General features: G+C 68.1%; 22 protein-coding genes, 1 tRNA gene and 2 pseudogenes. 19 read left to right on the top strand and 6 right to left on the bottom strand.

Going from position 1 to position 20,898, the window contains the following annotated elements; all coding sequences use genetic code 11:
• Positions 1-24: 24 nt before the first annotated feature.
• Both H7J89_RS07505 and H7J89_RS07500 read left to right on the top strand, forming a co-directional pair.
• Positions 25-180, top strand: a complete 156-nt coding sequence (locus H7J89_RS07505; protein WP_197504055.1) for a hypothetical protein — start codon at positions 25-27, stop codon at positions 178-180.
• 140 nt (positions 181-320) lie between these two features.
• Positions 321-590: a WhiB family transcriptional regulator gene (locus H7J89_RS07500; RefSeq protein WP_264039573.1), complete on the top strand. Its 270-nt coding sequence runs from the start codon at positions 321-323 to the stop codon at positions 588-590.
• Here the strand turns inward: H7J89_RS07500 and H7J89_RS07495 are convergent.
• Positions 587-1,930, bottom strand: a complete 1,344-nt coding sequence (locus H7J89_RS07495; RefSeq protein ID WP_264039565.1) for a macrolide-binding ATPase MABP-1 — start codon at positions 1,928-1,930, stop codon at positions 587-589. The genes H7J89_RS07500 and H7J89_RS07495 overlap by 4 nt on opposite strands.
• 140 nt (positions 1,931-2,070) lie before the next feature.
• On the opposite strand from H7J89_RS07495, the gene H7J89_RS07490 reads away from it, so the two are divergent.
• Positions 2,071-2,244 (top strand): hypothetical protein, encoded by a 174-nt coding sequence (locus H7J89_RS07490; protein WP_264039556.1) that lies wholly within the window; start codon positions 2,071-2,073, stop codon positions 2,242-2,244.
• Positions 2,245-2,253: 9 nt separating this feature from the next.
• Here H7J89_RS07490 and H7J89_RS07485 read toward each other — a convergent pair whose 3' ends face one another.
• Both H7J89_RS07485 and H7J89_RS07480 read right to left on the bottom strand, forming a co-directional pair.
• Positions 2,254-3,069 carry a cyclodehydratase gene (locus H7J89_RS07485; protein WP_264040309.1) on the bottom strand — a complete coding sequence of 272 codons (816 nt, stop codon included), beginning with the start codon at positions 3,067-3,069 and terminating at the stop codon, positions 2,254-2,256.
• A gap of 78 nt (positions 3,070-3,147) precedes the next feature.
• Complete coding sequence (locus tag H7J89_RS07480) at positions 3,148-4,509, bottom strand: zinc-dependent metalloprotease (protein ID WP_276041763.1); 1,362 nt, start codon at positions 4,507-4,509, stop codon at positions 3,148-3,150.
• 95 nt (positions 4,510-4,604) lie between these two features.
• Here H7J89_RS07480 and H7J89_RS07475 point away from each other — a divergent pair, with 95 nt between their 5' ends.
• Positions 4,605-5,627, top strand: coding sequence for a YlbL family protein (locus tag H7J89_RS07475; RefSeq protein WP_264039538.1), 1,023 nt, complete (start codon positions 4,605-4,607; stop codon positions 5,625-5,627).
• A 74-nt stretch (positions 5,628-5,701) separates the two neighbouring features.
• Positions 5,702-8,680 carry a UPF0182 family protein gene (locus H7J89_RS07470; RefSeq protein ID WP_264039530.1) on the top strand — a complete coding sequence of 993 codons (2,979 nt, stop codon included), beginning with the start codon at positions 5,702-5,704 and terminating at the stop codon, positions 8,678-8,680.
• Positions 8,681-8,682: 2 nt separating this feature from the next.
• Here the strand turns inward: H7J89_RS07470 and H7J89_RS07465 are convergent, their stop codons facing one another.
• Complete coding sequence (locus tag H7J89_RS07465) at positions 8,683-9,672, bottom strand: GlxA family transcriptional regulator (protein ID WP_264039521.1); 990 nt, start codon at positions 9,670-9,672, stop codon at positions 8,683-8,685.
• A 74-nt stretch (positions 9,673-9,746) separates the two neighbouring features.
• Between H7J89_RS07465 and H7J89_RS07460 the strand changes: the two genes are divergently transcribed.
• The 4 genes from H7J89_RS07460 to H7J89_RS07445 all read left to right on the top strand — a co-directional run bounded on the left by H7J89_RS07460 (position 9,747) and on the right by H7J89_RS07445 (position 11,790).
• On the top strand, positions 9,747-10,397 hold the full coding sequence (locus tag H7J89_RS07460) for an HD domain-containing protein (RefSeq protein ID WP_264039512.1): 651 nt from the start codon (positions 9,747-9,749) through the stop codon (positions 10,395-10,397).
• A gap of 17 nt (positions 10,398-10,414) precedes the next feature.
• The gene (locus H7J89_RS07455) at positions 10,415-11,107 is read left to right on the top strand and encodes a nitroreductase family protein (protein WP_264039503.1); all 693 of its coding nucleotides are present in this window, start codon (positions 10,415-10,417) and stop codon (positions 11,105-11,107) included.
• A complete protein-coding gene (locus H7J89_RS07450) occupies positions 11,104-11,640 on the top strand; it encodes a cupin domain-containing protein (protein WP_264039495.1) in 537 nt (178 codons plus the stop codon). Before H7J89_RS07455 ends, H7J89_RS07450 begins: the two co-directional genes overlap by 4 nt.
• Positions 11,641-11,713: 73 nt before the next feature.
• Positions 11,714-11,790, top strand: a tRNA-Met gene (locus tag H7J89_RS07445).
• Positions 11,791-11,864: 74 nt separating this feature from the next.
• Here the strand turns inward: H7J89_RS07445 and H7J89_RS07440 are convergent.
• Positions 11,865-12,473, bottom strand: a pseudogene (locus H7J89_RS07440) (universal stress protein); the annotation flags it as partial.
• 26 nt (positions 12,474-12,499) lie between these two features.
• Here H7J89_RS07440 and H7J89_RS07435 point away from each other — a divergent pair.
• The 10 genes and pseudogenes from H7J89_RS07435 to H7J89_RS07390 all read left to right on the top strand — a co-directional run.
• Positions 12,500-12,667 (top strand): annotated as a pseudogene (locus tag H7J89_RS07435) (MCE-family protein MCE1A); the annotation flags it as partial.
• Between the two features lie 23 nt (positions 12,668-12,690).
• Complete coding sequence (locus H7J89_RS07430) at positions 12,691-13,908, top strand: cation:proton antiporter (protein ID WP_264039488.1); 1,218 nt, start codon at positions 12,691-12,693, stop codon at positions 13,906-13,908.
• 87 nt (positions 13,909-13,995) lie between these two features.
• Entirely contained in the window at positions 13,996-14,259 is a 264-nt protein-coding gene (locus H7J89_RS07425) for an Rv2628 protein family (RefSeq protein ID WP_264039481.1), read from the top strand.
• A gap of 111 nt (positions 14,260-14,370) precedes the next feature.
• Positions 14,371-15,369, top strand: coding sequence for an Acg family FMN-binding oxidoreductase (locus H7J89_RS07420; RefSeq protein ID WP_264039473.1), 999 nt, complete (start codon positions 14,371-14,373; stop codon positions 15,367-15,369).
• 41 nt (positions 15,370-15,410) lie between these two features.
• Positions 15,411-15,971, top strand: a complete 561-nt coding sequence (locus H7J89_RS07415; RefSeq protein WP_264039465.1) for an Rv1733c family protein — start codon at positions 15,411-15,413, stop codon at positions 15,969-15,971.
• 58 nt (positions 15,972-16,029) lie between these two features.
• A complete protein-coding gene (locus H7J89_RS07410; RefSeq protein WP_264039458.1) occupies positions 16,030-17,154 on the top strand; it encodes a 4Fe-4S dicluster domain-containing protein in 1,125 nt (374 codons plus the stop codon).
• Positions 17,147-17,989, top strand: a complete 843-nt coding sequence (locus H7J89_RS07405) for an FAD/NAD(P)-binding protein (RefSeq protein ID WP_443677610.1) — start codon at positions 17,147-17,149, stop codon at positions 17,987-17,989. Before H7J89_RS07410 ends, H7J89_RS07405 begins: the two co-directional genes overlap by 8 nt.
• Positions 17,989-18,744: an NADH-quinone oxidoreductase subunit B family protein gene (locus H7J89_RS07400; RefSeq protein WP_264039450.1), complete on the top strand. Its 756-nt coding sequence runs from the start codon at positions 17,989-17,991 to the stop codon at positions 18,742-18,744. Before H7J89_RS07405 ends, H7J89_RS07400 begins: the two co-directional genes overlap by 1 nt.
• Entirely contained in the window at positions 18,741-20,033 is a 1,293-nt protein-coding gene (locus H7J89_RS07395; RefSeq protein ID WP_264039441.1) for a Ni/Fe hydrogenase subunit alpha, read from the top strand. The genes H7J89_RS07400 and H7J89_RS07395 overlap by 4 nt, the downstream gene beginning before the upstream one ends.
• Positions 20,030-20,530, top strand: a complete 501-nt coding sequence (locus tag H7J89_RS07390) for a hydrogenase maturation protease (RefSeq protein ID WP_264039431.1) — start codon at positions 20,030-20,032, stop codon at positions 20,528-20,530. Before H7J89_RS07395 ends, H7J89_RS07390 begins: the two co-directional genes overlap by 4 nt.
• Here the strand turns inward: H7J89_RS07390 and H7J89_RS07385 are convergent.
• Entirely contained in the window at positions 20,481-20,885 is a 405-nt protein-coding gene (locus tag H7J89_RS07385; RefSeq protein WP_264039425.1) for a DUF302 domain-containing protein, read from the bottom strand. The genes H7J89_RS07390 and H7J89_RS07385 overlap by 50 nt on opposite strands.
• Positions 20,886-20,898: the final 13 nt, after the last annotated feature.

The raw sequence follows: 20,898 nt of genomic DNA, 5'->3' as shown, positions 1-20,898 counted from the left end.
CGCTACGAAAGGAGGGTGGCCACGATGATCAACGACGCGTTCGGTGTGGGCGTGGCCGCCGCGGCGGCCGTGCTGAAGCACGCCGCCTCCACCGCCGTGCCGGCGGCCGCGCTCAAGCATCGCGCCGCCGCCGCGACGAACGCGTCCGTGCGACTCGAGGTCCACCGAATGGCCACCTAACTCCCCGGTTTTCACCGAATGGCCACGCACCCGAAGTCAAGGATCCGTGGCCACAGTTTTAGGGGCAACGTTTTTCCAAGCCCGCTACCTGGTCCGGATCACCAAAAGGAAGCCCCGACCAGGAAGCAGGTGAGCAGGACATGTCGGCACTGACAGTCCCCAGACAGTCGTCGCGGGTGTTGCCGTGTCACACCGGCGATCCCGACCTTTGGTTCGCCGAGACCCCGGCCGACCTCGAGCGCGCCAAGGCGCTCTGCGCGGGCTGCCCGATTCGGCGCCAATGCCTGGCGTCGGCGCTGGAGCGGGCCGAGCCGTGGGGTGTGTGGGGCGGCGAGATCATCGACCGAGGTTCGATCCTGGGCTTCAAGCGACCGCGCGGACGTCCCCGCAAAGACGGGGTCGCGGCCTAGACGACCGCGCTGTCGGGCTCGGCGAATCCCGGGATCAGCTCCTCGGACAGCCGCTTGATCGGCACCCGCGCGTCCAGCTGGCACAGAATCGCGGCCACGGACGCGATGACGCGCATCGGGATGGCCAGCTTGGGCGGCAGGTCCATCTGTCGGGCCGTCTTGATCTGCGACACCGACCGGTCGATCTGGCCGACCGTCATGCGCTGCAGCCACTTGCGCGTGTAGTGGAAGACGTCGACCTCGATGGGCTCGACGTACTGGCGCAGCATCTCGTCGATGTCGCGCACCGACACCTGCTGGCCCTTCTGGATGAAGCCGACCTTCTCCATCGTCGGCAATAGCAGGTCGTAGTTCTTGTCGCGGGCCAGCCGAATCGTCATCCCGAGCTCGATGGGGTAGCCGCCGGGCAGGGGCGCGACGGCGCCGAAGTCGATGACGCCCATCCGGTCGTCGGGGAGCAGCATGAAGTTCCCCGGATGGGCGTCGCCGTGCAGCATGCCCAGCCGGCGCGGCGCGTCGAAGGTGAGCTCGAGCAGCCGGGTGCCGATCAGGTCGCGCTGCTCACGCGTCCCGCTGCGGATGATCTCCGCCAGCGGCAACCCCTCGATCCACTCCTGCACCACGACCTTGGGCGCGCTGGCCACGACGTGCGGGATGACGAAGTGCGGGTGGCCCTCGTAGGCCTTGGCGAAGGCGCGCTGGTTGTCGGCCTCCAGCCGGTAGTCGAGCTCCATCTCGGTGCGTTCGATCAGCTCGTCGACGATGCCCTGGACGTCGGCGCCGGGGGCGAGCTGCTTGACCACGCCGACCAGCCGCTGCATGGTTTTCAGGTCGGCGCGCAGCGCCTCGTCCGCGCCCGGATATTGGATCTTGACGGCGACCGTCCGCCCGTCGGCCCAGACCGCCTTGTGCACCTGGCCGATACTGGCCGAGGCGATGGGTTTGTCGTCGAACGAACTGAACCGCTCGCGCCACTTGGTGCCCAGCTGGGCGTCGAGCACCCGGTGGACCTTGTGGGCGGGCAGCGGTGGGGCGTCCTTCTGCAGCTTGGTCAACGCCTCGCGGTAGGGCTCGCCGTACTCGTCCGGGATGGCGGCCTCCATCACCGACAAGGCCTGGCCCACCTTCATCGCTCCGCCCTTGAGCTCGCCCAGGACGGTGAACAGCTGGTTGGCGGCTTTCTCCATCAGCTCGGCCTGGACTTCGTCCCTCGACTTGCCGGTCAGCCGCTTACCGAAGCCGAGCGCCGCCCGGCCGGCGAAGCCGACCGGGATGCTGGCCAGCTTCGCATTGCGCGCCGCACGACCGCGTTTGATGTCTGCCACGTATCCATCATCCATGACGGCCGGCGCGGCTCGCGCTTGATCTTCACAACACTTGATCGCCGGGCAACCGGCGGCGCGGGCCCTAGGTTGTGCATTGCGGGTCGCAGCCGGCGACCCGCCGTAGGGCGCATCCGAAGGGCGGTATCGACCAGGCCATGGCAGCAAAGCAATCGCAGCACGACGCCGCTGACTCCTTGTTCAGGGCGATCATCGAAACGCTGGACAAACATCGAACCGACCGCACCTTGACCGCGGAGATCCTGCACCAGCTCGCGGCGGCATACGAGGCGGTGTCGACGAACGTTCCGGACCAGGGTCGGATGGGCTAGCTGCTCGGTTCAGCACTGGCACAACGGATGTCGGGTCCATTGCCGCGCGACGATCGCGCCGGCGTTGAGATCGAATTCCAGCGTCGCGTTCAGCGTCCGGGGCGGACCCGGATCGGGCACCGCTTCCTGCTTGCGAACGGCAGCGATCACCCGGTTCACCTGGCTGAGCGCCAGCGCGGCGGTCCCCAGCAACGTGGCCCGGTCGGCGACACCGACGGTTTCCCGCAGCTGCGCCGAGATGGCCGGCCACGCGGCGTCGCGGTCGCGCCGATGGAGGTCGGCGCAGCCCAGGCAGCTGGTCTTGCCGGGGATGACCAGCGGACCGACCAGCCCGATGCCGTCGCGGACCCGGACCGGCAGGTGGGGGACGCCCTGGGTGTGCAGGTCGCGGACCATGCGCGGATCGGCGACCAGGTAATCGGACAGGACCACCAGGTCGACGGCCGTCGCCGACACGGCGGCGTGCGGTTGGCTGCTGTGGGCGACCCGGGCGCCCGAGCAGCGCAACGCCTCGACGAGTAGCTCCGAGAGCGGTCCGCGGCCGTGGATCCGGATGGACGGCGCCCGACCGCGGGACTTCGCGCATTCGGTCGCGACGCCCGCACCCACCAGCTGGGCGACCAGGTGCGTCAGCCCGTCCGCGTCCCGCAGGCCGCGGTCGGCGGCCCGGCGCTGTAGCTCCGATAGCGGCGTCGGTGATCGCATGGACCGCAGCAGCGCGGCGAGCTCCGGCGCGGCCAGGCCGCCCGGCGGACGCACCAGCACGGCGCGGCGGGGATCCCAGCCGACCTGAACGTCGCCGTCGGGCCGCAGCAGCACCGGCATGGCCGGGTCCAGCGCATAGGTGGAAAGCAGGGCCGGTGACACGGGTGCACTGTGGCACGCCGGCGGTGACCGGCTAAGTCAGTTGTCCACAGGACCGGAGCCCGGGTCCTCGGGGTTCTCCTCGAGTTTGGCGATCGCCTCGTCGATGCCGCTGGTGTCACCGCCGATGACCCGGTCGATGAAGCCGGCCGGGTCGTCGAGGTCCTCGGCGTCGGGCAGCAGATCGGGGTGTTGCCAGATGGCGTCGCGGGCGTCCACGCCGGCGGCCTCGGTGAGGCGCTCCCACAACGCGGCGGCTTCGCGCAACTTGCGGGGCCGCAGCTCCAGGCCCACCAGCGTCGCGAACGTCTGCTCGGCGGGGCCGCCGGTGGCACGCCGGCGGCGCAGCGTCTCGCTGAGCGCGGCCGCACCCGGAATCCGGTCGCCCAGGGCCGCGTTCACCACCACCTGCACCCAGCCTTCGATCAACGCGAGCAGCGTCTCGAGCCGTTCCAGCGCCTGCGTCTGCGCGGGGGTCGCCTTGGGCTCGAAAACGCCCTGCCCCAAAAGGTTTTCGATGGCCGCCGGGTCCGACAGTGTTGCCGGGTTGAAGTCGCGAGCCAGCTCCTCGATCCCGCTCATGTCGATCTGCATGCCCATCGCGTAGGCCTCCACGGCGCCCAGCAGCTGGCTCGACAGCCACGGCACGTGGCTGAACAGCCGGTGGTGGGCGGCCTCGCGGGCGGCCAGGAACGTCAGGATCTCGCTGCGGGGCTGCTCGAGTCCGGCGGCGAACGACTCCAGGGCATCGGGCAGGATCGCGGCAATACCCTTGGGCCCCAACGGCAGACCGATCTCGGTCGACGTCAGCACCTCGCGCGACAGCCGGCCCAGCGCCTGCCCCAGCTGCGAGCCGAAGGCCATACCGCCCATCTGCGACATCATCGCCATCAGCGGGCCGGCCATGCTCTTGGCCTCCTCGGGCAGCGACGACGCCCACACCGTCGAAATCTGTTGTGCCATGGGGTCGCACAACCGCTTCCACGTCTGAAGGCTGTTGTCGACCCAGTCGGCCGGGGTCCAGCCCACCGCCTTGCTGGTGCCGGCGGGCAGCGCCGTGGCGCCGTCCAGCCAGGTCTCGGCGAGGTGCACCGCGTCGGCGATCGCCGAGTTGGTCGTGGCCGGGATGGGCGCCACGAAGCCGATCGAGTTCGTCGCAACCCGGCGCGCAAGCTCGTAGTTGACCGGACCCGACTTTTCGCCACCGGCCATGCCGGCGCCCGCGCCGCTGAGCATCTGGCCCAGCTGGGTGAAGATCTGTCCCAGGTCGCCCATGCCGAACTCGCCGCCCATGCCGAATGCGCCGAGCGGATCGGAGCCACCAGAGCCCGAGTTGGGATCTTTCTTCCCGGGTTTGTCGGGGTCCTCTCCGGAGGAGAAGCCGAAGGGCAGGTCAGCCATACCGTCAACGGTACTCACCCCGAGGAGGGGGTGGGCGATCTCGGGTCAGCTTGTGGCTGAACCGGGCACGGCGGGCTCCGTCTAGTGTAATCGGCGTGAACAGGCGGATTCTGACCTTGATGGTCGCGCTGGTGCCGATCCTGGTCTTCGGGGTGCTGCTCGCGGTGGTGACGGTGCCGTTCGTCTCGCTGGGCCCCGGCCCCACCTTCGACACGCTCGGTGAGGTCGACGGCAAGCAGGTTGTGGCGATCGAGGGCACCTCGACGCATCCGACCACGGGACACCTGAACATGACCACGGTGTCCCAGCGCGACGAGCTGACGCTGGGCGAAGCGCTGACGCTGTGGCTGTCAGGTCAGGAACAGCTGGTTCCCCGCGATCTGATCTACCCGCCGGGCAAGTCGCGGGACGAGGTCGACAAGGCCAACAATGCGGACTTCAAGGACTCCGAGGACAGTGCCGCGTATGCCGCCCTGGGATATCTGAAGTACCCCGCCGCGGTGACGGTCGCCAAGGTCACCGATCCGGGTCCGTCGGCAGGCAAGCTGAAGGACGGCGACGCCATCGACGCGGTCAACGGCACCCCGGTGGCCGACGTCGACCAGTTCACGGGTTTGCTGAAGAGCACCAAGCCGGGCCAGACGGTGACCATCGATTACCGACGCAAGAACGAGCCGGCCGGCGTCGCGCAAATTACGCTGGGCGCGAACAAGGATCGCGACTACGGCTTCCTGGGCGTCGCCGTGCTGACCGCGCCCTGGGCGCCGTTCGTGGTGGATTTCAACCTCGCCAACGTGGGCGGGCCCTCGGCCGGCCTGATGTTCAGCCTGGCGGTGGTCGACAAGCTGACCACCGGTGACCTGACCGGGTCGAAGTTCATCGCGGGAACCGGCACCATCTCCGCGGACGGGAAGGTGGGCCAGATCGGCGGCATCACGCACAAGATGGTCGCCGCGCACGCGGCGGGCGCCACCGTCTTCTTGGTGCCGGCCAAAAACTGCTACGAGGCGAACTCGGACAACCCGTCCGGGCTGCGCCTGGTGAAGGTCGAGACGCTCAGCCAGGCGGTCGACGCGCTGCACGCGGTCGCCTCGGGGGGCCAGGCGCCAAGCTGCTGAAGCTCGGCCGGGATCGCGGGCCGCGCGATGCGTAGAGTTGTCACCGTCGATCAATCGAGCAGGGAGCGTAGCCAGTGGGGATGCGGCCCACCGCACGGATGCCGAAGCTGACCCGGCGTAGCCGGATTCTGATCCTGATCGCACTGGGTGTGATCGCTTTGCTGCTCGCCGGCCCGCGGCTGATCGACGCGTACGTGGACTGGCTGTGGTTCGGAGAGTTGGGCTATCGCTCGGTGTTCACGACCGTGCTGGTCACCCGGTTCGTGGTCTTTCTGGTGGCCGGCCTGCTGGTGGGCGGGATCGTGTTCGCCGGTCTCGCGGTGGCCTATCGCACCCGTCCGGTGTTCGTGCCGAGCAGTGACAACGATCCGGTGGCCCGGTATCGCGCCGTCGTCCTCTCCCGGCTGCGGCTGGTGGGGATCGGGGTGCCGGTCGCGATCGGCCTGCTCGCCGGCATCATCGCGCAAAGCTACTGGGTGCGCATCCAATTGTTCATGCACGGCGGGGACTTCGGCATCCGGGACCCGCAGTTCGGCAAGGACCTCGGCTTTTACGCGTTCGACCTGCCGTTCTACCGCCTGCTGCTCAGCTACCTGTTCGTGGCCGTGTTCCTGGCCTTCATTGCCAACGTGTTGGCGCACTACGTCTTTGGCGGAATCCGGCTCTCGGGCCGCACCGGTGCGCTGAGCCGCTCGGCCCGCATCCAGCTGGTCACCGTGGTGGGGCTGCTGGTCCTTCTCAAGGCGGTCGCGTACTGGCTGGACCGCTACGAGTTGCTGTCGCACACCCGGGGCGGCAAGCCGTTCACCGGCGCCGGGTACACCGACATCAACGCGGTGCTGCCGGCCAAGCTGATCCTGATGGCGATCGCGCTGATCTGCGCCGCCGCGGTGTTCTCCGCGGTCGTGCTGAAAGATTTGCGAATCCCCGCCATCGGCCTGGTGTTGTTGCTGCTGTCGTCGTTGATCGTGGGCGCCGGCTGGCCGCTGATCGTCGAGCAGATCAGCGTGAAACCCAATGCCGCGCAGAAGGAAAGCGAATACATCGGCCGCAGCATCACGGCGACCCGGCAGGCGTATGGCCTGACGTCGGACGTGGTCACCTATCGCACGTACTCCGGCGACACGCAGGCCACCGCCCAGCAGGTGGCCGACGACCGGGCCACCACCTCCAACATCCGGTTGCTCGACCCGACCATCGTCAGCCCGGCGTTCACCCAGTTCCAGCAGGGCAAGAACTTCTACTACTTCCCCGACCAGCTGTCCATCGACCGCTACCTGGACCGCACCGGCTCCCTGCGCGACTACGTCGTCGCGGCCCGGGAACTCAATCCCGACCGGCTGATCGAGAACCAGCGGGACTGGATCAACCGGCACAGCGTCTACACACACGGCAACGGGTTCATCGCGTCGCCGGCCAACACGGTGCGCGGCGTCGCCAACGACCCGAACCAAAACGGTGGCTACCCAGAGTTTTTGGTCAACGTCGTCGGCGCCAACGGCAACGTGGTGTCCGACGGTCCGGCACCGCTGGACCAGCCGCGCATCTACTACGGACCCGTCATCTCCAGCACGTCCGCCGACTACGCGATCGTCGGCCGCAACGGTGCCGACCGCGAATACGACTACGAGACCAGCGCCGAGACCAAGAACTACACCTACACCGGGCTGGGGGGCGTGCCCGTCGGCGACTGGTTGTCCCGCAGCGTGTTCGCCGCCAAATTTGCGGAGCGAAACTTCTTATTCTCCAACGTGATCGGCTCCAACAGCAGGATCCTGTTCAACCGCGACCCGGCGCGGCGGGTGGAGGCGGTGGCGCCGTGGCTGACCACCGACAGCTCCGTGTACCCGGCGATCGTCAACAAGCGACTGGTGTGGATCATCGACGGCTACACCACTTTGGACAACTACCCGTACTCCGAACTGACCTCGCTGGAATCGGCCACCGCCGACTCGAACGAGGTGGCGTTCAACAAGCTGGCGCCCAACAAGGACGTCTCCTACATCCGCAACTCGGTCAAGGCCACGGTGGACGCCTATGACGGGACCGTGACGCTGTACCAGCAGGACGAGCAGGACCCGGTGCTCAAGGCGTGGATGCGGGTCTTCCCCGGCACGGTCAAGCCGAAGAGCGACATCACCCCCGAACTGGCCGAGCACCTGCGCTACCCCGAGGACCTGTTCAAGGTGCAGCGGATGCTGCTGGCCAAATACCACGTCAACGACCCGGTGACGTTCTTCTCCACGTCCGACTTCTGGGATGTGCCGCTGGACCCCAATCCGACCGCGAGCAGCTACCAGCCGCCTTACTACATCGTCGCGAAAAACATTGCGAAGAACGACAATTCGTCGTCGTATCAGTTGACGAGCGCGATGAACAGGTTCAAGCGCGACTATCTGGCCGCCTACATCAGCGCCAGCTCCGACCCGGCGACCTACGGCAGGATCANCGTGCTGACCATCCCGGGTCAGGTCAACGGGCCGAAACTGGCCAACAACGCCATCACCACCGACCCCGCGGTCTCCCAGGACCTCGGTGTGATCGGGCGCGACAACCAGAACCGGATCCGCTGGGGCAACCTGCTCACCCTGCCGGTGGGCCAGGGCGGCCTGCTCTACGTCGAACCCGTCTACGCCTCCCCGGGGGCCAGCGACGCCGCCTCGTCCTATCCGCGGCTGATCCGGGTGGCGATGATGTACAACGACAAGATCGGCTACGGCCCCACCGTGCGCGACGCCCTGACCGGGCTGTTCGGGCCCGGTGCGGGCGCGGCCGCGACGGGCATTCAGCCGACCGAAGGGGGCGCCCCCCAGGCTCCGCCGCCGAGTCCGCCGGCACAGGCCGGGACACCGGGATCGCCACCGCCGGCGGCGCTTCCGCCGGTTCCCGACGGGTCGGTGACGCTGTCCCCGGCCAAAGCCGCTGCCCTGCAAGAGATTCAGACGGCGCTGGGCGCCGCCAAGGACGCCCAGAAGAAGGGCGATTTCGCCGGTTACGGCGCCGCCCTGCAGCGGTTGGACGACGCGATCACCAAGTACAACAACACCAAATAGGTTCAGGCCCCGGCCATTCCGGCCGTTCGGAACCTCTCCCGATAGGCCTTCGGGCTGATGCCCAGGTGGCTGACGAACACCCGCCGCAGGGTTTCGATGCTGCCGAAGCCGGCCATGCCCGCGGTCTCGCTGACCGACCGGCCGGATTCCAGTGCGCCACGGGCGAAACCGATCCGAACAAGTTCGACGTAGCGGGCCGGGGTCATCCCCAGCTCGGATTGGAAGAGCCGGGTCAGCTGACGGGTGCTCAGCGACGCCCGGCCCGCAAGGGATTTCACACTGTGGTTCGCGGCGGGGTTGGCGGCGACCGCGTCGATCACCGGTCGCAGCGGCGAGTCCGGCCGGGGATCGGCCTCGACCAGCACCGAGAATTGTGATTGGCCCCCCGCGCGTTTGAGGTAGACGACCAGCCACCGGGCCACGTCGCGGACCAGTTCGGTCCCGTGATCCATTTCGACCAGCGCCAGCGCCAGGTCGATGCCCGACGAGATCCCGGCCGAGGTGAAGACATCGCCGTCTCGGACGAAGATCGCGTCCGGCTCGACGGTGACGTCGCGGAAGGCCCGGGCCATCAACCGGGCATCGTGCCAGTGCGTGGTGGCGCGCCGGCCGCTGAGCAGACCGGCCTGCGCGAGGATGAACGACCCCGTGCAAATGGATGCCATCCGCCGGGCCCGTCCCGACACCGACCTGACGGCCTCGACGAGCGCGGGGTCGATCGCCCGCGCCGGCAGGTGGTCGCTGCCGGCGACCAGGACGGTGTCGGCTGAACCGATCGACGCGATGCTGTCGGTGACACCCAGTCGAGTCCCGATCGACGTGGTCACGTCCCGCCCGTCCACCGAGGCGATCTTGAGTTCGTAGTCGGCGCCGAACCGGTTCGCCTCGACGAACACTTCACCCGCTCCCGCGACGTCCAACAGCGTCACGTCGTCGAAGACGACGATCACCACCACCCGCGAACGCGCTCCCGCTTCAGCCACGCAAAACATTGTGTCGCTTTCTGTGGACAGGACGGCCCGAACGCCCACGGTCGTTGAGCGCGCGCGGGCGCACACTGGCGCTCATGACCACCCAATCCATCGAAACCATCGCCGGCATCCGCATCCCCGACACCGCGCTGGTGCGCGAGGCCACCGACTTCATCCGCGAGGTTGAGGACGACCTGCTGTTCAACCACTCGCGGAGGGTGTTCCTGTTCGGCGCGCTGCAGGGCCTGCGGCGCGGCCTGCAACCCGATCTGGAGCTGCTCTACGTCGGCGCGATGTTCCACGACATCGGGCTCACCGGGCGCTACCGCACCTCCACGGTCCGCTTCGAGGTCGACGGGGCCGACGCGGCCCGGGACTTCCTGACCGCCAGCGGTGTCGACAAGGCCGAGGCCGACAAGGTGTGGCTTGGCATCGCCCTGCACACCACGCCCGGTGTGCCCGAGTTCCTCGCACCCGAGGTCGCCTTGCTGCAAGCCGGCGTCGAAGTCGACGTGGTCGGCGTCGGCCGCGAATCCCTGGCCCCCGACGCCCTGGCCGCGGTGACCGCCGCCCACCCGCGGCCCGACTTCAAGAACCGCATCCTCTCGGCGTTCAACGACGGCATGAAGCACCGCCCGCAGACCACCTTCGGCACCATGAACGCCGACGTGCTGGCGCACTTCGACGCCGGCTTCGAGCGCACCGACTTCGTCGACATCATCCTCAACAACAGCTGGCCCGAATAGCGGAGGGGAGCAGGCACATGGACGTCTACGAAGCGCTGTACACCACCCGGATGATGCGGCGGCTGCGGCCGGACCCGATCCCGCTGGAGACGCAGGCCCGCATCCTCGACGCGGCGGTGCGGGCTCCCAATGGGGGCAACACCCAGCGCTGGCACTTCGTGGCCGTGGACGACCCGCAACTCATCCGTGAGTTCGCCCAACTGTTCCGGCAGGCCCGCGCCATCGAGTACGAGAAGTTCAGCGCGGGGGCCGGCCCGATGGTCGCTTTGGCGCCGGGGGCCCCCGGCGCGGACCCGACCGCCCACGCCGAGACGATGCGCCGAATGCGGTGCTCGGGAAACTACCTGGCCGACCATTTCGAAGAAATCCCGTTGCTGCTCTTCGTCTTTGCCATCGACGACCTGGGCGGCGCCAACATCTACCCGGCGATCTGGAGCGCATTGCTCGCGGCCCGGGCCGAGGGCGTCGGCGGCGTCATGACGATGGTGCTCCGCAATTTCACCGACGAGGTGAACGAACTGCTGGGCGTGCCCGTCGAGGAAGGCTGGGAGATGTCGGCCATGCTGGCCCTCGGCTATCCCCGGGGCAAGTGGGGTGTCGCTGCCAATCGGCGCCCCGTGCACGAGGTTTCCTCCCGGAACGGCTGGGGCAAGCCGTTCGGTGTGGAAGTGCCGCAGCCGCTGTGGCCATCTCAGAGGAACGCGAAATGACGAACGCGAACGAAATCGGAGTCACCGTGGTGCAGCCCGGGGAAGGTGACTACGTCGCCCTCCCCGGATTCGGGGCAGTGTTCAAGCTGTCCAGCACGACCAACGGGGGTGAGGTATCCATCGTCGAGCACCCGTTTGAAGTCGGCCTGCTCACCGCCGCGCACATGCACACCCGCGAGGACGAGCACTCGATCGTGTTGGCCGGTGAGATCGGCTTCCGCTCCGACGACAGCGAAGTGGTTCTGGGTCCCGGTGGCTACATCACGAAGCCACGAGGTCAGATGCACGCGATGTGGAACGCCGGCAGCGAGCCGGGTCGCATCATCGAAGTCATCACCCCGGGCGGATTCGAGAACTATTTCCGCGAGCTCGGGGAGCTGCTCGTCGAGCATGCCGACGACCCGGTCGGCAAGGTCCTGCACGAGTCGCCCGAATTCGGCGAGCTGGCCGACAAGTACGGGCTGACCTACGGGTCGCCGGACTGGATGGACGACATCGCGCGGCGGTACGGGCTGAACCCGCCATCGCACTGAGCGGGCGCCGCACCCCCGCTGAGCCCGCGATTTGGTCGCCGTGATGCTGGTTCGGTAACCTGGCATTCACCAACGCGGGGTGGAGCAGCTCGGTAGCTCGCTGGGCTCATAACCCAGAGGTCGCAGGTTCGAATCCTGTCCCCGCTACCAAGTGAAACGGCCCCCGGAGAGTTTTCGGGGGCCGTTTTCGTGCCACGTGTCAGTGGCCTGCCCGGCCTGCGCCGCTATGACTCGCGAGAGACGATCACCACCGATTGCGCGGCATGCGCGACGGCCGTGCTCACCGACCCCAGCAGCATGCCGGCGAATCCGCCGCGACCGTGACTGCCGACGACGACGAGTTGTGCGGACTCCGAGTGCTCGATCAGTTGACGAGCCGGCTGATCGCACGCCACCACACGTCGCACCCTGACATCGGGGTAGCGCTCCTGAAATCCGGCGAGCCACTCGGTGAGCGCCTGTTGTGCCTGCGCTTCCATCATCTCGAGATCCAGGCCTGGGACTTCCGAAATGCTGATGTCCGACCACGCATGCAATGCCACCAACTCCACGCCCCGGCGAGAGGCCTCATCAAAGGCGATCTCCGCCGCCAGTCTTGATGCCGCCGAACCGTCGATTCCCACCAGCACCGGTGCCTGCGGGCGCGGCGGGGCCTCATCATGGACGACCGCGACCGGGCAGTGCGCGTAGTTGACGAGGCCGGTGCTGGCCGAGCCGAACGGGACGCGGCTGAATGCGCCTTCGCCCCGGCACCCCACGACCATCATGTCCGCGATCTTGGATTCATTGACCAGCGTGGAAACGGTCGGGCCATGTACCACCACGCTGTACACGAACGGCGGGCCGTGGTCGGCGGTGCGCCCCCGGTTGCTGGCAGCCCATCACCCGACACCTTTGGCCCGCACCCGAATTGGTGATGGACACCGGGAACAGCATCGCCCCCTACAACCACCTCGACACCGGATCCCCATACGCCATCGAGTACGTCTGGGGCCGCCAGGTCGGGGATAACACGATCAATCCCTAAAACTGCGCCGCGAAGAATGCAGAATGTCTTCGTGCTGGCGCGCAGGGACCGCTGACGTGCCGGGGTTCGGCTTCCACACCCTGGCGCTGCTGACCGCGATCGGCTTGGCCGGTCCGCTGCTGGCGGCGCTGCCGCGCCTTCGGATACCGGTGATCATCGGCGAGCTCGTCGCCGGCCTCGTCGTCGGCCGGACCGGTCTGGACGTCGTCGATGTCACCAACCCGACGTTTCAGCTGCTCGCCAACATCGGCTTCGCGTTGGTCATGTTCGTCGTGGGCACCCATGTCCCGGTCGGCGCCACCGCACTGCGTGCGTCGCTGCCGAGGGCGCTGGTGCGCGCGGCGCTCAGTGGCACCGTCGCGGTGGCGCTCGGGGCCGGGTTGGCGGCTGCCTTCGGCACCGGCCACGCGGCGATGTACGCCGTGCTGATGGCCTCGTCGTCGGCCGCGCTGGCGCTGCCGGTGATCGATTCCCTGCGATTGCAGGGGCCGCAGGTGATTGCCGTTACGGCGCAGATCGCTCTCGCGGATGCCGCCTGTATTGTCCTGCTGCCGTTAGTGATTGACCTCCGGCATGCGCCCACCGCCGCGCTCGGCGCGCTGGCCGTGGCCGGGTGCGCGGGGGTGCTGTACGCGCTGCTGCGCGCCTCCGACGCCAAGGGCTGGCGCCGCCGGATGCACGTCTACTCCGAGAACCGGCGGTTCGCACTGGAATTGCGGACCAACCTCATCGTGCTGTTCGCCCTGGCGGCGATCGCCATGAGCACGCACGTGTCCGTCATGCTGGCGGGCTTCGCGGTGGGGCTGGTGGTCGCCATGGTCGGCGAACCGCGACGGTTGGCGCGCCAGTTGTTCGGAATCACCGAGGGGTTTTTCAGTCCGCTGTTCTTCGTCTGGCTGGGCGCCTCCCTACAGGTGCGCGAGCTCGGTGCACACCCGAAACTCATCCTGCTCGGCGTGGGATTGGGGCTCGGGGCCGTGCTGGCACACTGCGCCGGCAGGCTGCTCGGCCAACCGCTCACTCTGGCGGTGCTCTCGGCCGCGCAGCTCGGCGTGCCGGTGGCCGCGGCGACCATCGGCACCCAGGAGCACCTGCTCGTCGCGGGTGAAGCGTCGGCGTTGATGTTCGGCGCCTTGTTGACCATCGCCGCCGCCTCTACCGCGGGCGCGTTCGCGTCACGGAGGCAGGTGACCAACGGCCCTACCGCCGCGGGACCTCCGCATCCTCGAAAGCACGACTGAAGCACCTGCCGCCCGGTTGCGTTCGGCCCTGTGGGCCCGAGCGGTTGAGTGGTCGGATGTATTTCAAGCTCGATCGAGGAGGCCGTGATGAGGTTTACAACACGACACCACCTGCGAGCCGTGCCGACCCCGATGATGTACCGCGTCACCGATCGTTTGCACGGCGGCCGCACCGTCCGGGTGCCCGGTCATGAGATCGCCCCCGTCGTCACGGCGTGGCTGGCGGAGCTTGGCGCCCACAGCCCCCTGGTCGACGAGCTGGCACGGGCGGCATGCCTCGGCGACTGGTCGGTGGCCTACGCCATCGGCGATCGGCTATCCGTCGATGTGAGCGTCGCGGTGGCCGCGTAGCTATGCGATTGGCCCAAAGTCCCTCGGGCTAGAGCCGTCAGGCTCTCGTCGGGCGGGCAGCGATCCGCAATGGTAGAGAAGACGAGGCAATACCGAAGGGAAACGACCGCCATGAACACTCGATTTCCGGATGCCGGCACGGTCCGGACGGTCTTGAGTTTGGCATCGCGGGCACCTTCGGTGCACAACACCCAACCCTGGCGCTGGCGGGTGGACGCGACGAGCCTGCACCTCTACTCCGACGCGAGCCGGCAACTGCCCAACACCGACCCGGATGCCCGGGACCTCATGCTGAGTTGCGGTGCGGCCCTGCATCACTGTGTCGTCGCGCTCGCGGCGGTCGGGTGGCTTTCCAAGGTGACCCGGCTCCCGAATCCCGCCGATCCCAGCCACCTTGCCGCAATCGAGCTTTCGCCGCACCGCGCCGACTCCGTCGACATCGCGCTGGCCGCGGCGATACCGCGGCGGCGAACCGACCGGCGCTACTACAGCTCCTGGCCCGTGCCGGTGGGCGACGTCGCCCTGATGGCTGCGCGGGCGGCTCGAAGCGGGGTAACGCTGTGCCAGGTCGAAGACCTCGACAATCTGCGGAAGATCGTCGCTCAATCCGTCCGGGACCACATGAACCAGGATTATCTCGCCGAACTCACCGAGTGGAGTGGCCGCTACGCGTCGGTGGCAGGCGTCCCCGCGCGCAATACGCCGGCACCGGATCTCTCGGCGAAGATCCCGGGCCGGGTCTTCGCCGGCCCGGTGCTTCCCATGCCGCCGGACTCGTCGTCGGCCGACGACAACGCCGTCGTCCTCGCACTGGGCACCCGCAACGACGACCGCCTGGCCCAGCTGCGTGCCGGTGAGGCGACCAGCGTGGTGCTGCTCACCGCGACGTCACTGGGGCTGGCCAGCTGCCCGGTCACCGAACCGCTGGAGACGCCCGAAACGCGCACGGCGGTCCAGTCCGACATCTTCGGCGACAGCAGCCACCCCCAGATGCTGCTCCGAGTGGGCTGGGCGCCCATCAACGCGGACCCGTTGCCGGCGACACCGCGGCGCGAGCTCTCCGACTTCGTCGAGTGGATGATCGATCACCAGCACCAGGTCGCCCTCTGAACCGGCGAATCCACCGAAACGGTTGCGGCGCAGAGGACATTATGGAGACGTTCACCTGGGACCCCAGCCGCTGGCGGATCGCTCGCGTTTTCGGCCGTAACCCGTTGCTCCGCCGCGCGGACCGCATCGAATCGTTGGTCATGCTGGTCGCGCTTGTCGTATCCCTGATCGCCGTCCCGGTCGCCGGTGTGCTCGGCGCGGTGACCTACGGCGCGCGGGATGGGGTGTACACGCGGGAGGCGCACGAGCGGCACCGCGTGATGGCGACGATCGTCGATGCCCTGGTCGAGGATTTGGGTGTCGTTGTCGTGCAGGCGAAGTGGCCAGGGCCGAGCGGGGAGCGCAACGGACCACTGGTGGTCACCGAGCAGGCCAAGGTGGGTGGAACCATCGAGATATGGGTGGACGGGGACGGCAATCCGGTGGATCCGCCCACCCCCACCTGGCTCGCCGTCGCCGAGGCGGTCGGCGTGGCGGTGGTGACAGCGCTGGCGGCGACGATGACGATGGCGGCACTTGTGGCGGTCGTCCGGTCCCGGCTGGATCGCGCCCGCGACGCCCTGTGGGAACGCGACATCAAGTTCCTCGCGGAGGCCTCGTAACCATGACCCCGTTGCCAAACCCCTATACAGCACAACCGAACCGGCGGATGATGGGTCGATGAGCGGAGACGGCGAGCACCCCGGTGCCGCATCGTTTGACACCGCCGGACTGCACCGGCTTGTCGAGGTCCTGATCGAGCGCGGCTACCGTGTGATCGGTCCGACGTTGCGGGACAACGCGATCGTGCTGGACCAACTGGAGTCCGCCGCCGACCTGCCGCGGGGATGGGGCGTCGACGTGGCGCCCGGGCAGTATCGGGTGCGCAGGCGTGACGATGACGCGGCGTTCGGACACTCATCGGGGCCCCAGTCCTGGAAGCAGTTCCTGCATCCGCCGCGGCGCCGGCTGTGGTCCGGCACCCGGGACGGGTTCAGCACCGCCGATTCCGACGAGGAAGTTCCGCGGTACGCGTTCCTGGGCGTGCGTGGGTGTGACTTGGCCGCGATCGCGACGCTCGACCGGGTCCTGGGCCGCGGCCAGTTCCCCGACAACTCCTTCGTCCGCCGGCATCGCCAGATCTTCGTGGTCGCGGTGAATTGCACGGAGCCGGGCGGCCTGTGCTTCTGCGCCTCGATGGGCACCGGCCCCGCGGCCGGACCGGGCTACGACTTGGCCCTGACGGAGCGCCCCGGCGGCGACGGTGTGACCTACGTGGTCGAGGTCGGCACCGACGAGGGCGCCGAAGTCCTTGCCGCCGTTCCCCATCGGGCTGCCGACGATGCGGAGATCGGTTCGGCGCACGCCGCGGTGCAGGCCGCTTCGCAGCGGATGGGTCGGGCGATGCCGGACGCCAACCTGCGCAACCTGCTGATCGAGTCGCGCGAGTCGCCGCAGTGGGAGGAGGTCGCCAGCCGCTGCCTGACGTGCGGCAATTGCACGATGGTGTGCCCAACCTGCTACTGCACCAGCACCGAAGACGTCAGCGACCTGACCGGCGAGCACGCCGAGCGCTGGCAGCACTGGGCGTCGTGCTACGAGTTCGATTTCACCTACGTGCACGGCGGCGGCAGCGTGCGACAGTCCCCGGAATCGCGGTACCGGCACTGGATAACCCACAAACTGGGTACCTGGCACGACCAGTTCGACATGTCCGGCTGTGTCGGCTGCGGGCGTTGCATCGCGTGGTGCCCCACCGGGATCGACATCACCGAAGAAATGAACAAGATGGCCCGCGATGACTGAGGGCGCACCACCGTCCTCGATGGCGCCCAACCCCTACCGGGTGCGCAGCCGCGTCGTGGAAAGCCCCGATTCGGCGACACTGTGCCTCGAACCGCTCGGCGAAGTCCTGCGAACCCCCCAGCCCGGGGAATTCATGATGCTCTACGCCTTCGGCGTCGGCGAGGCGGCGATTTCGATCAGCGGCGACCCCACGGTCACCGACGGCTCGATCACGCACACCATCCGCGCGGTCGGGGCGGTGAGCCGCGCCCTGCACGACGCGCAGCCCGGCGCCGTCATCGGGGTGCGGGGCCCGTTCGGCACCACCTGGGGGCTTGCGGAAGCTGCCGGGCGAGATCTGGTCATGGTCGCCGGGGGCGTGGGCCTGTGCCCGCTGCGCCCGGCAATACTGGGCGCACTGGCCGAGCGGGCGCGCTACGGCAAGCTGATCCTGATCGCGGGCGCCCGCTCGCGCGAGGACTTCGTGTTCGCCGCCCAGCTCGAGCAGTGGTCCGCCGACCCGCAGATCGAGCTGCACTTGACCGTCGACGTCCCGGTCCACGGCTGGCGCGGCGAGGTCGGCCTGGTCACCGAGCCGCTGAAGCGACTCGCGCTCAATCCCGACCGCACCACCGCGTTCCTGTGCGGCCCGGAGCCGATGCTGCGGTTCGCCGCGGAGGCGTTGTTGGCCAAAGGTATGGCTGCCACCGATATTCGGGTATCGCTGGAACGCAACATGCAATGCGGAATCGGAACGTGCGGCCACTGCCAGCTGAGCCAGTTGCTGGTGTGTCGCGACGGGCCCGTCGTCGGTTACGACGTCGCCGGCCCGCTACTGGTAGTCAAGGAGCTGTAATGGGCCCCACTTTGGCCGTGTGGAAGTTCGCATCCTGCGACGGTTGCCAACTGACGCTGCTCGACTGCGAGGACGAACTGCTGACCCTCGCCGACCAGGTGCAGATCGCCACCTTCGCCGAAGCGTCGAGCTCGATGGTCGGCGGACCCTACGACGTGTCGCTCGTCGAGGGCTCCATCACCACCCATCACGACGAACAACGGATCCGCGAAATCCGCGACCAGTCCAAGGTGCTGGTCACCATCGGCGCGTGCGCGACGGCCGGGGGAGTGCAGGCGCTGCGCAATTTCGCCGACGTCGCCGAGTTCGCCTCCGTCGTATATGCCAAGCCGGAATACATTGACACGCTGGCAACCTCGACGCCCGCGTCGGCGCACGTCAAGGTGGATTACCAGGTGCCGGGCTGCCCGATCGATCGGGGCCAGCTGCTCGACACCCTGGCGGCCCTGCTGATCGGGCGCAAACCCCGGCTGCCGGCCAAGACGGTGTGCACCGAGTGCAAGCTGCGCGGGACCACGTGTGTTGTTGTCGCCGAAGGCATTCCGTGCCTGGGGCCGGTCACCCACGCCGGGTGTGGTGCGCTGTGCCCCAGCCATCATCGCGGTTGCTACGGCTGTTTCGGCCCGTCCGCGGCGCCGCAAATCGGGACACTGATCCCGTTGCTGCACCGCGACGGGATGTCCGACGGTGACGTCGACCGGGTGTTCTCGACCTTCAACGTCGCGAACTTCGCTGCCGAGCGGAGCAAGCCGTGAACCCAGCGACCCGGACGCTCAGCGTCGGCACCCTGACCCGAGTGGAAGGCGAAGGGGCGCTGCACGTCACGCTCAAGGACGGCGCGTTGCAAACCGTCCAATTGAACATCTATGAGCCGCCCCGATTTTTTGAAGCATTCCTGCGAGGACGCGCCTACACCGAGCCGCCGGATCTCACCGCGCGAGTGTGCGGAATCTGCCCCGTCGCCTACCAGGCGAGCGCCTGCAACGCGATCGAAAGCGCCTGTGGCGTCGAGGTGGATCCAGAGCTCGTCGCGCTGCGCCGGCTGCTGTACTGCGGCGAATGGATTCACAGCCACATGCTGCACATCTATCTACTGCACGCACCCGACTTCCTCGGCTACCCCGATGCGATCGCGCTGGCCCGCGACGAGCGTGAGATCGTCGAACGCGGCCTGCGATTGAAGAAGGCGGGCAATGCGTTGATGGACTTCGTCGGCGGGCGGTCGATACACCCGATCAACGTTCGCCTGGGTGGGTTCTACTCGGTGCCCACCCGGTCGCAGTTCGCTCCCGTCGCCGAGCAGTTGCGCCGGGCGCTCGATGACGCGGTCGCGACGGTCGAGTGGGTGGCCGGTTTCGACTTCCCCGACCTCGAGCTCGACCATGAGATGCTGGCGCTGAGCCAGAACGGCCAGTATCCGATCGAGAACGGCGTCATCGCGCGCAGCGCCGGGGAGGCGTTCGCGGCGGCCGACTTCGCCGAGCACGTGCGCGAGTCGCAGGTGCCCCACTCCACCGCCCTGCACGCGACGCTCGACGGCGGCCGCTACATCACCGGCCCCTTGGCGCGCTATAGCCTGAATTCGTCGGCTCTTTCACCGATCGCGGCCCAGGCGGCCGCGGCGGCCGGGCTGTCGGCCGAGTGCCGAAACCCGTTCCGCAGCATCATCGTTCGCGCCGTGGAGGTCGTCTACGCGATCGAAGAGGCGCTGCGCATCATCGACGGATACGAGCGGCCGCCAAGGCCTTTCGTCGACGTCCCGGCCCGGGCGGGAACCGGGCACGGCGTCAGCGAGGCGCCCCGCGGCCTGCTGTATCACAGCTACGACATCGATCATGGCGGGCTGGTCTCGGCGGCGACCATCATCCCGCCCACGTCGCAGAACCAGGCCGCCATTGAATCCGATCTTGCCCGGGTGGTGTCCGACAACCTCACCTTGGACGATGCCGCCCTGACGGCCCTGTGCGAACGGGTGATTCGCAATTACGACCCGTGCATCTCCTGTTCGGCGCACTTCTTGACGCTGACGGTGCAGCGACGATGACCGAGGGTGCCGGCAGGGTTGCCGTCATCGGGCTCGGCAATTGCTACCGGCGTGACGACGGCGTCGGCGTCGCCGCAGCGATTGCAATGGAACGCCTCGCCTGGCCGAACGTCGTTGTGGCTACGGGCATTGCGGAACCGTTGGGCGTGCTCGACGCATGGACCGGGGCCGAGCTGGCCGTGGTCATCGACGCGGCGGTCGTCACCCCGGCGACCCCGGGCCGCGTCCATCGCTACCAGCTGGACGAGTTGCCCACGCAAGGCGAGGGGTTGAGCTCGCACAGCATCGATATCGGTCGCACCCATGCGCTGGCTCGAGAGCTCGGGCGGGTACCCGACGCGGTGGTGGTCTTCGCCGTCGAGGCGGCAGATACCGGCCCTGGGGACGGGCTGAGCCCGATGGTCGCACGAGCCGTCCCGGTGGTGGTCGGCATGGTGGCCGCCGAGATCAATCGTTTTCGGTCAGCGAAGCGATCGCGGCACACAGGCTCTCGGTGATTTCGGCGGCGATCGAGATGAGGGCCGGCTCGCCGGTGACCTCGACCAGAATCCCGGGATCCATCGCCTCGACGATCACCGTGCCCGGGTCGCCCGGGTCGGCGCGCACCAGCACGTTGCACGGCAGCAGCAGCCCGATCTCTCGATCCACACCGATGGCTCGATAGGCCACGGTTGGATCGCAGGCGCCGAGGATCAGGTAGTCCTCCATCTCGACGCCAAGCTGAATCTGCACCTTCGCTCTGACATCGATTTCGGTGAGCACGCCGAATCCGTGCTGTGCAAGGGCTTCTCGAGTGCGGGCCGCCGCGTCGTCGAACCGGGCCGCCACTCTGGTTGATAATCCCGCGCTCACCTATAGGCCACCC

The sequence above is a fragment of the Mycobacterium paraffinicum genome (assembly GCF_025822865.1).
In the GTDB taxonomy this organism is placed as follows: Bacteria; Actinomycetota; Actinomycetes; order Mycobacteriales; family Mycobacteriaceae; genus Mycobacterium; species Mycobacterium paraffinicum.
Note: the sequence above shows the minus strand (reverse complement) of the source record. Positions and strands in the feature narration are given on the sequence as shown.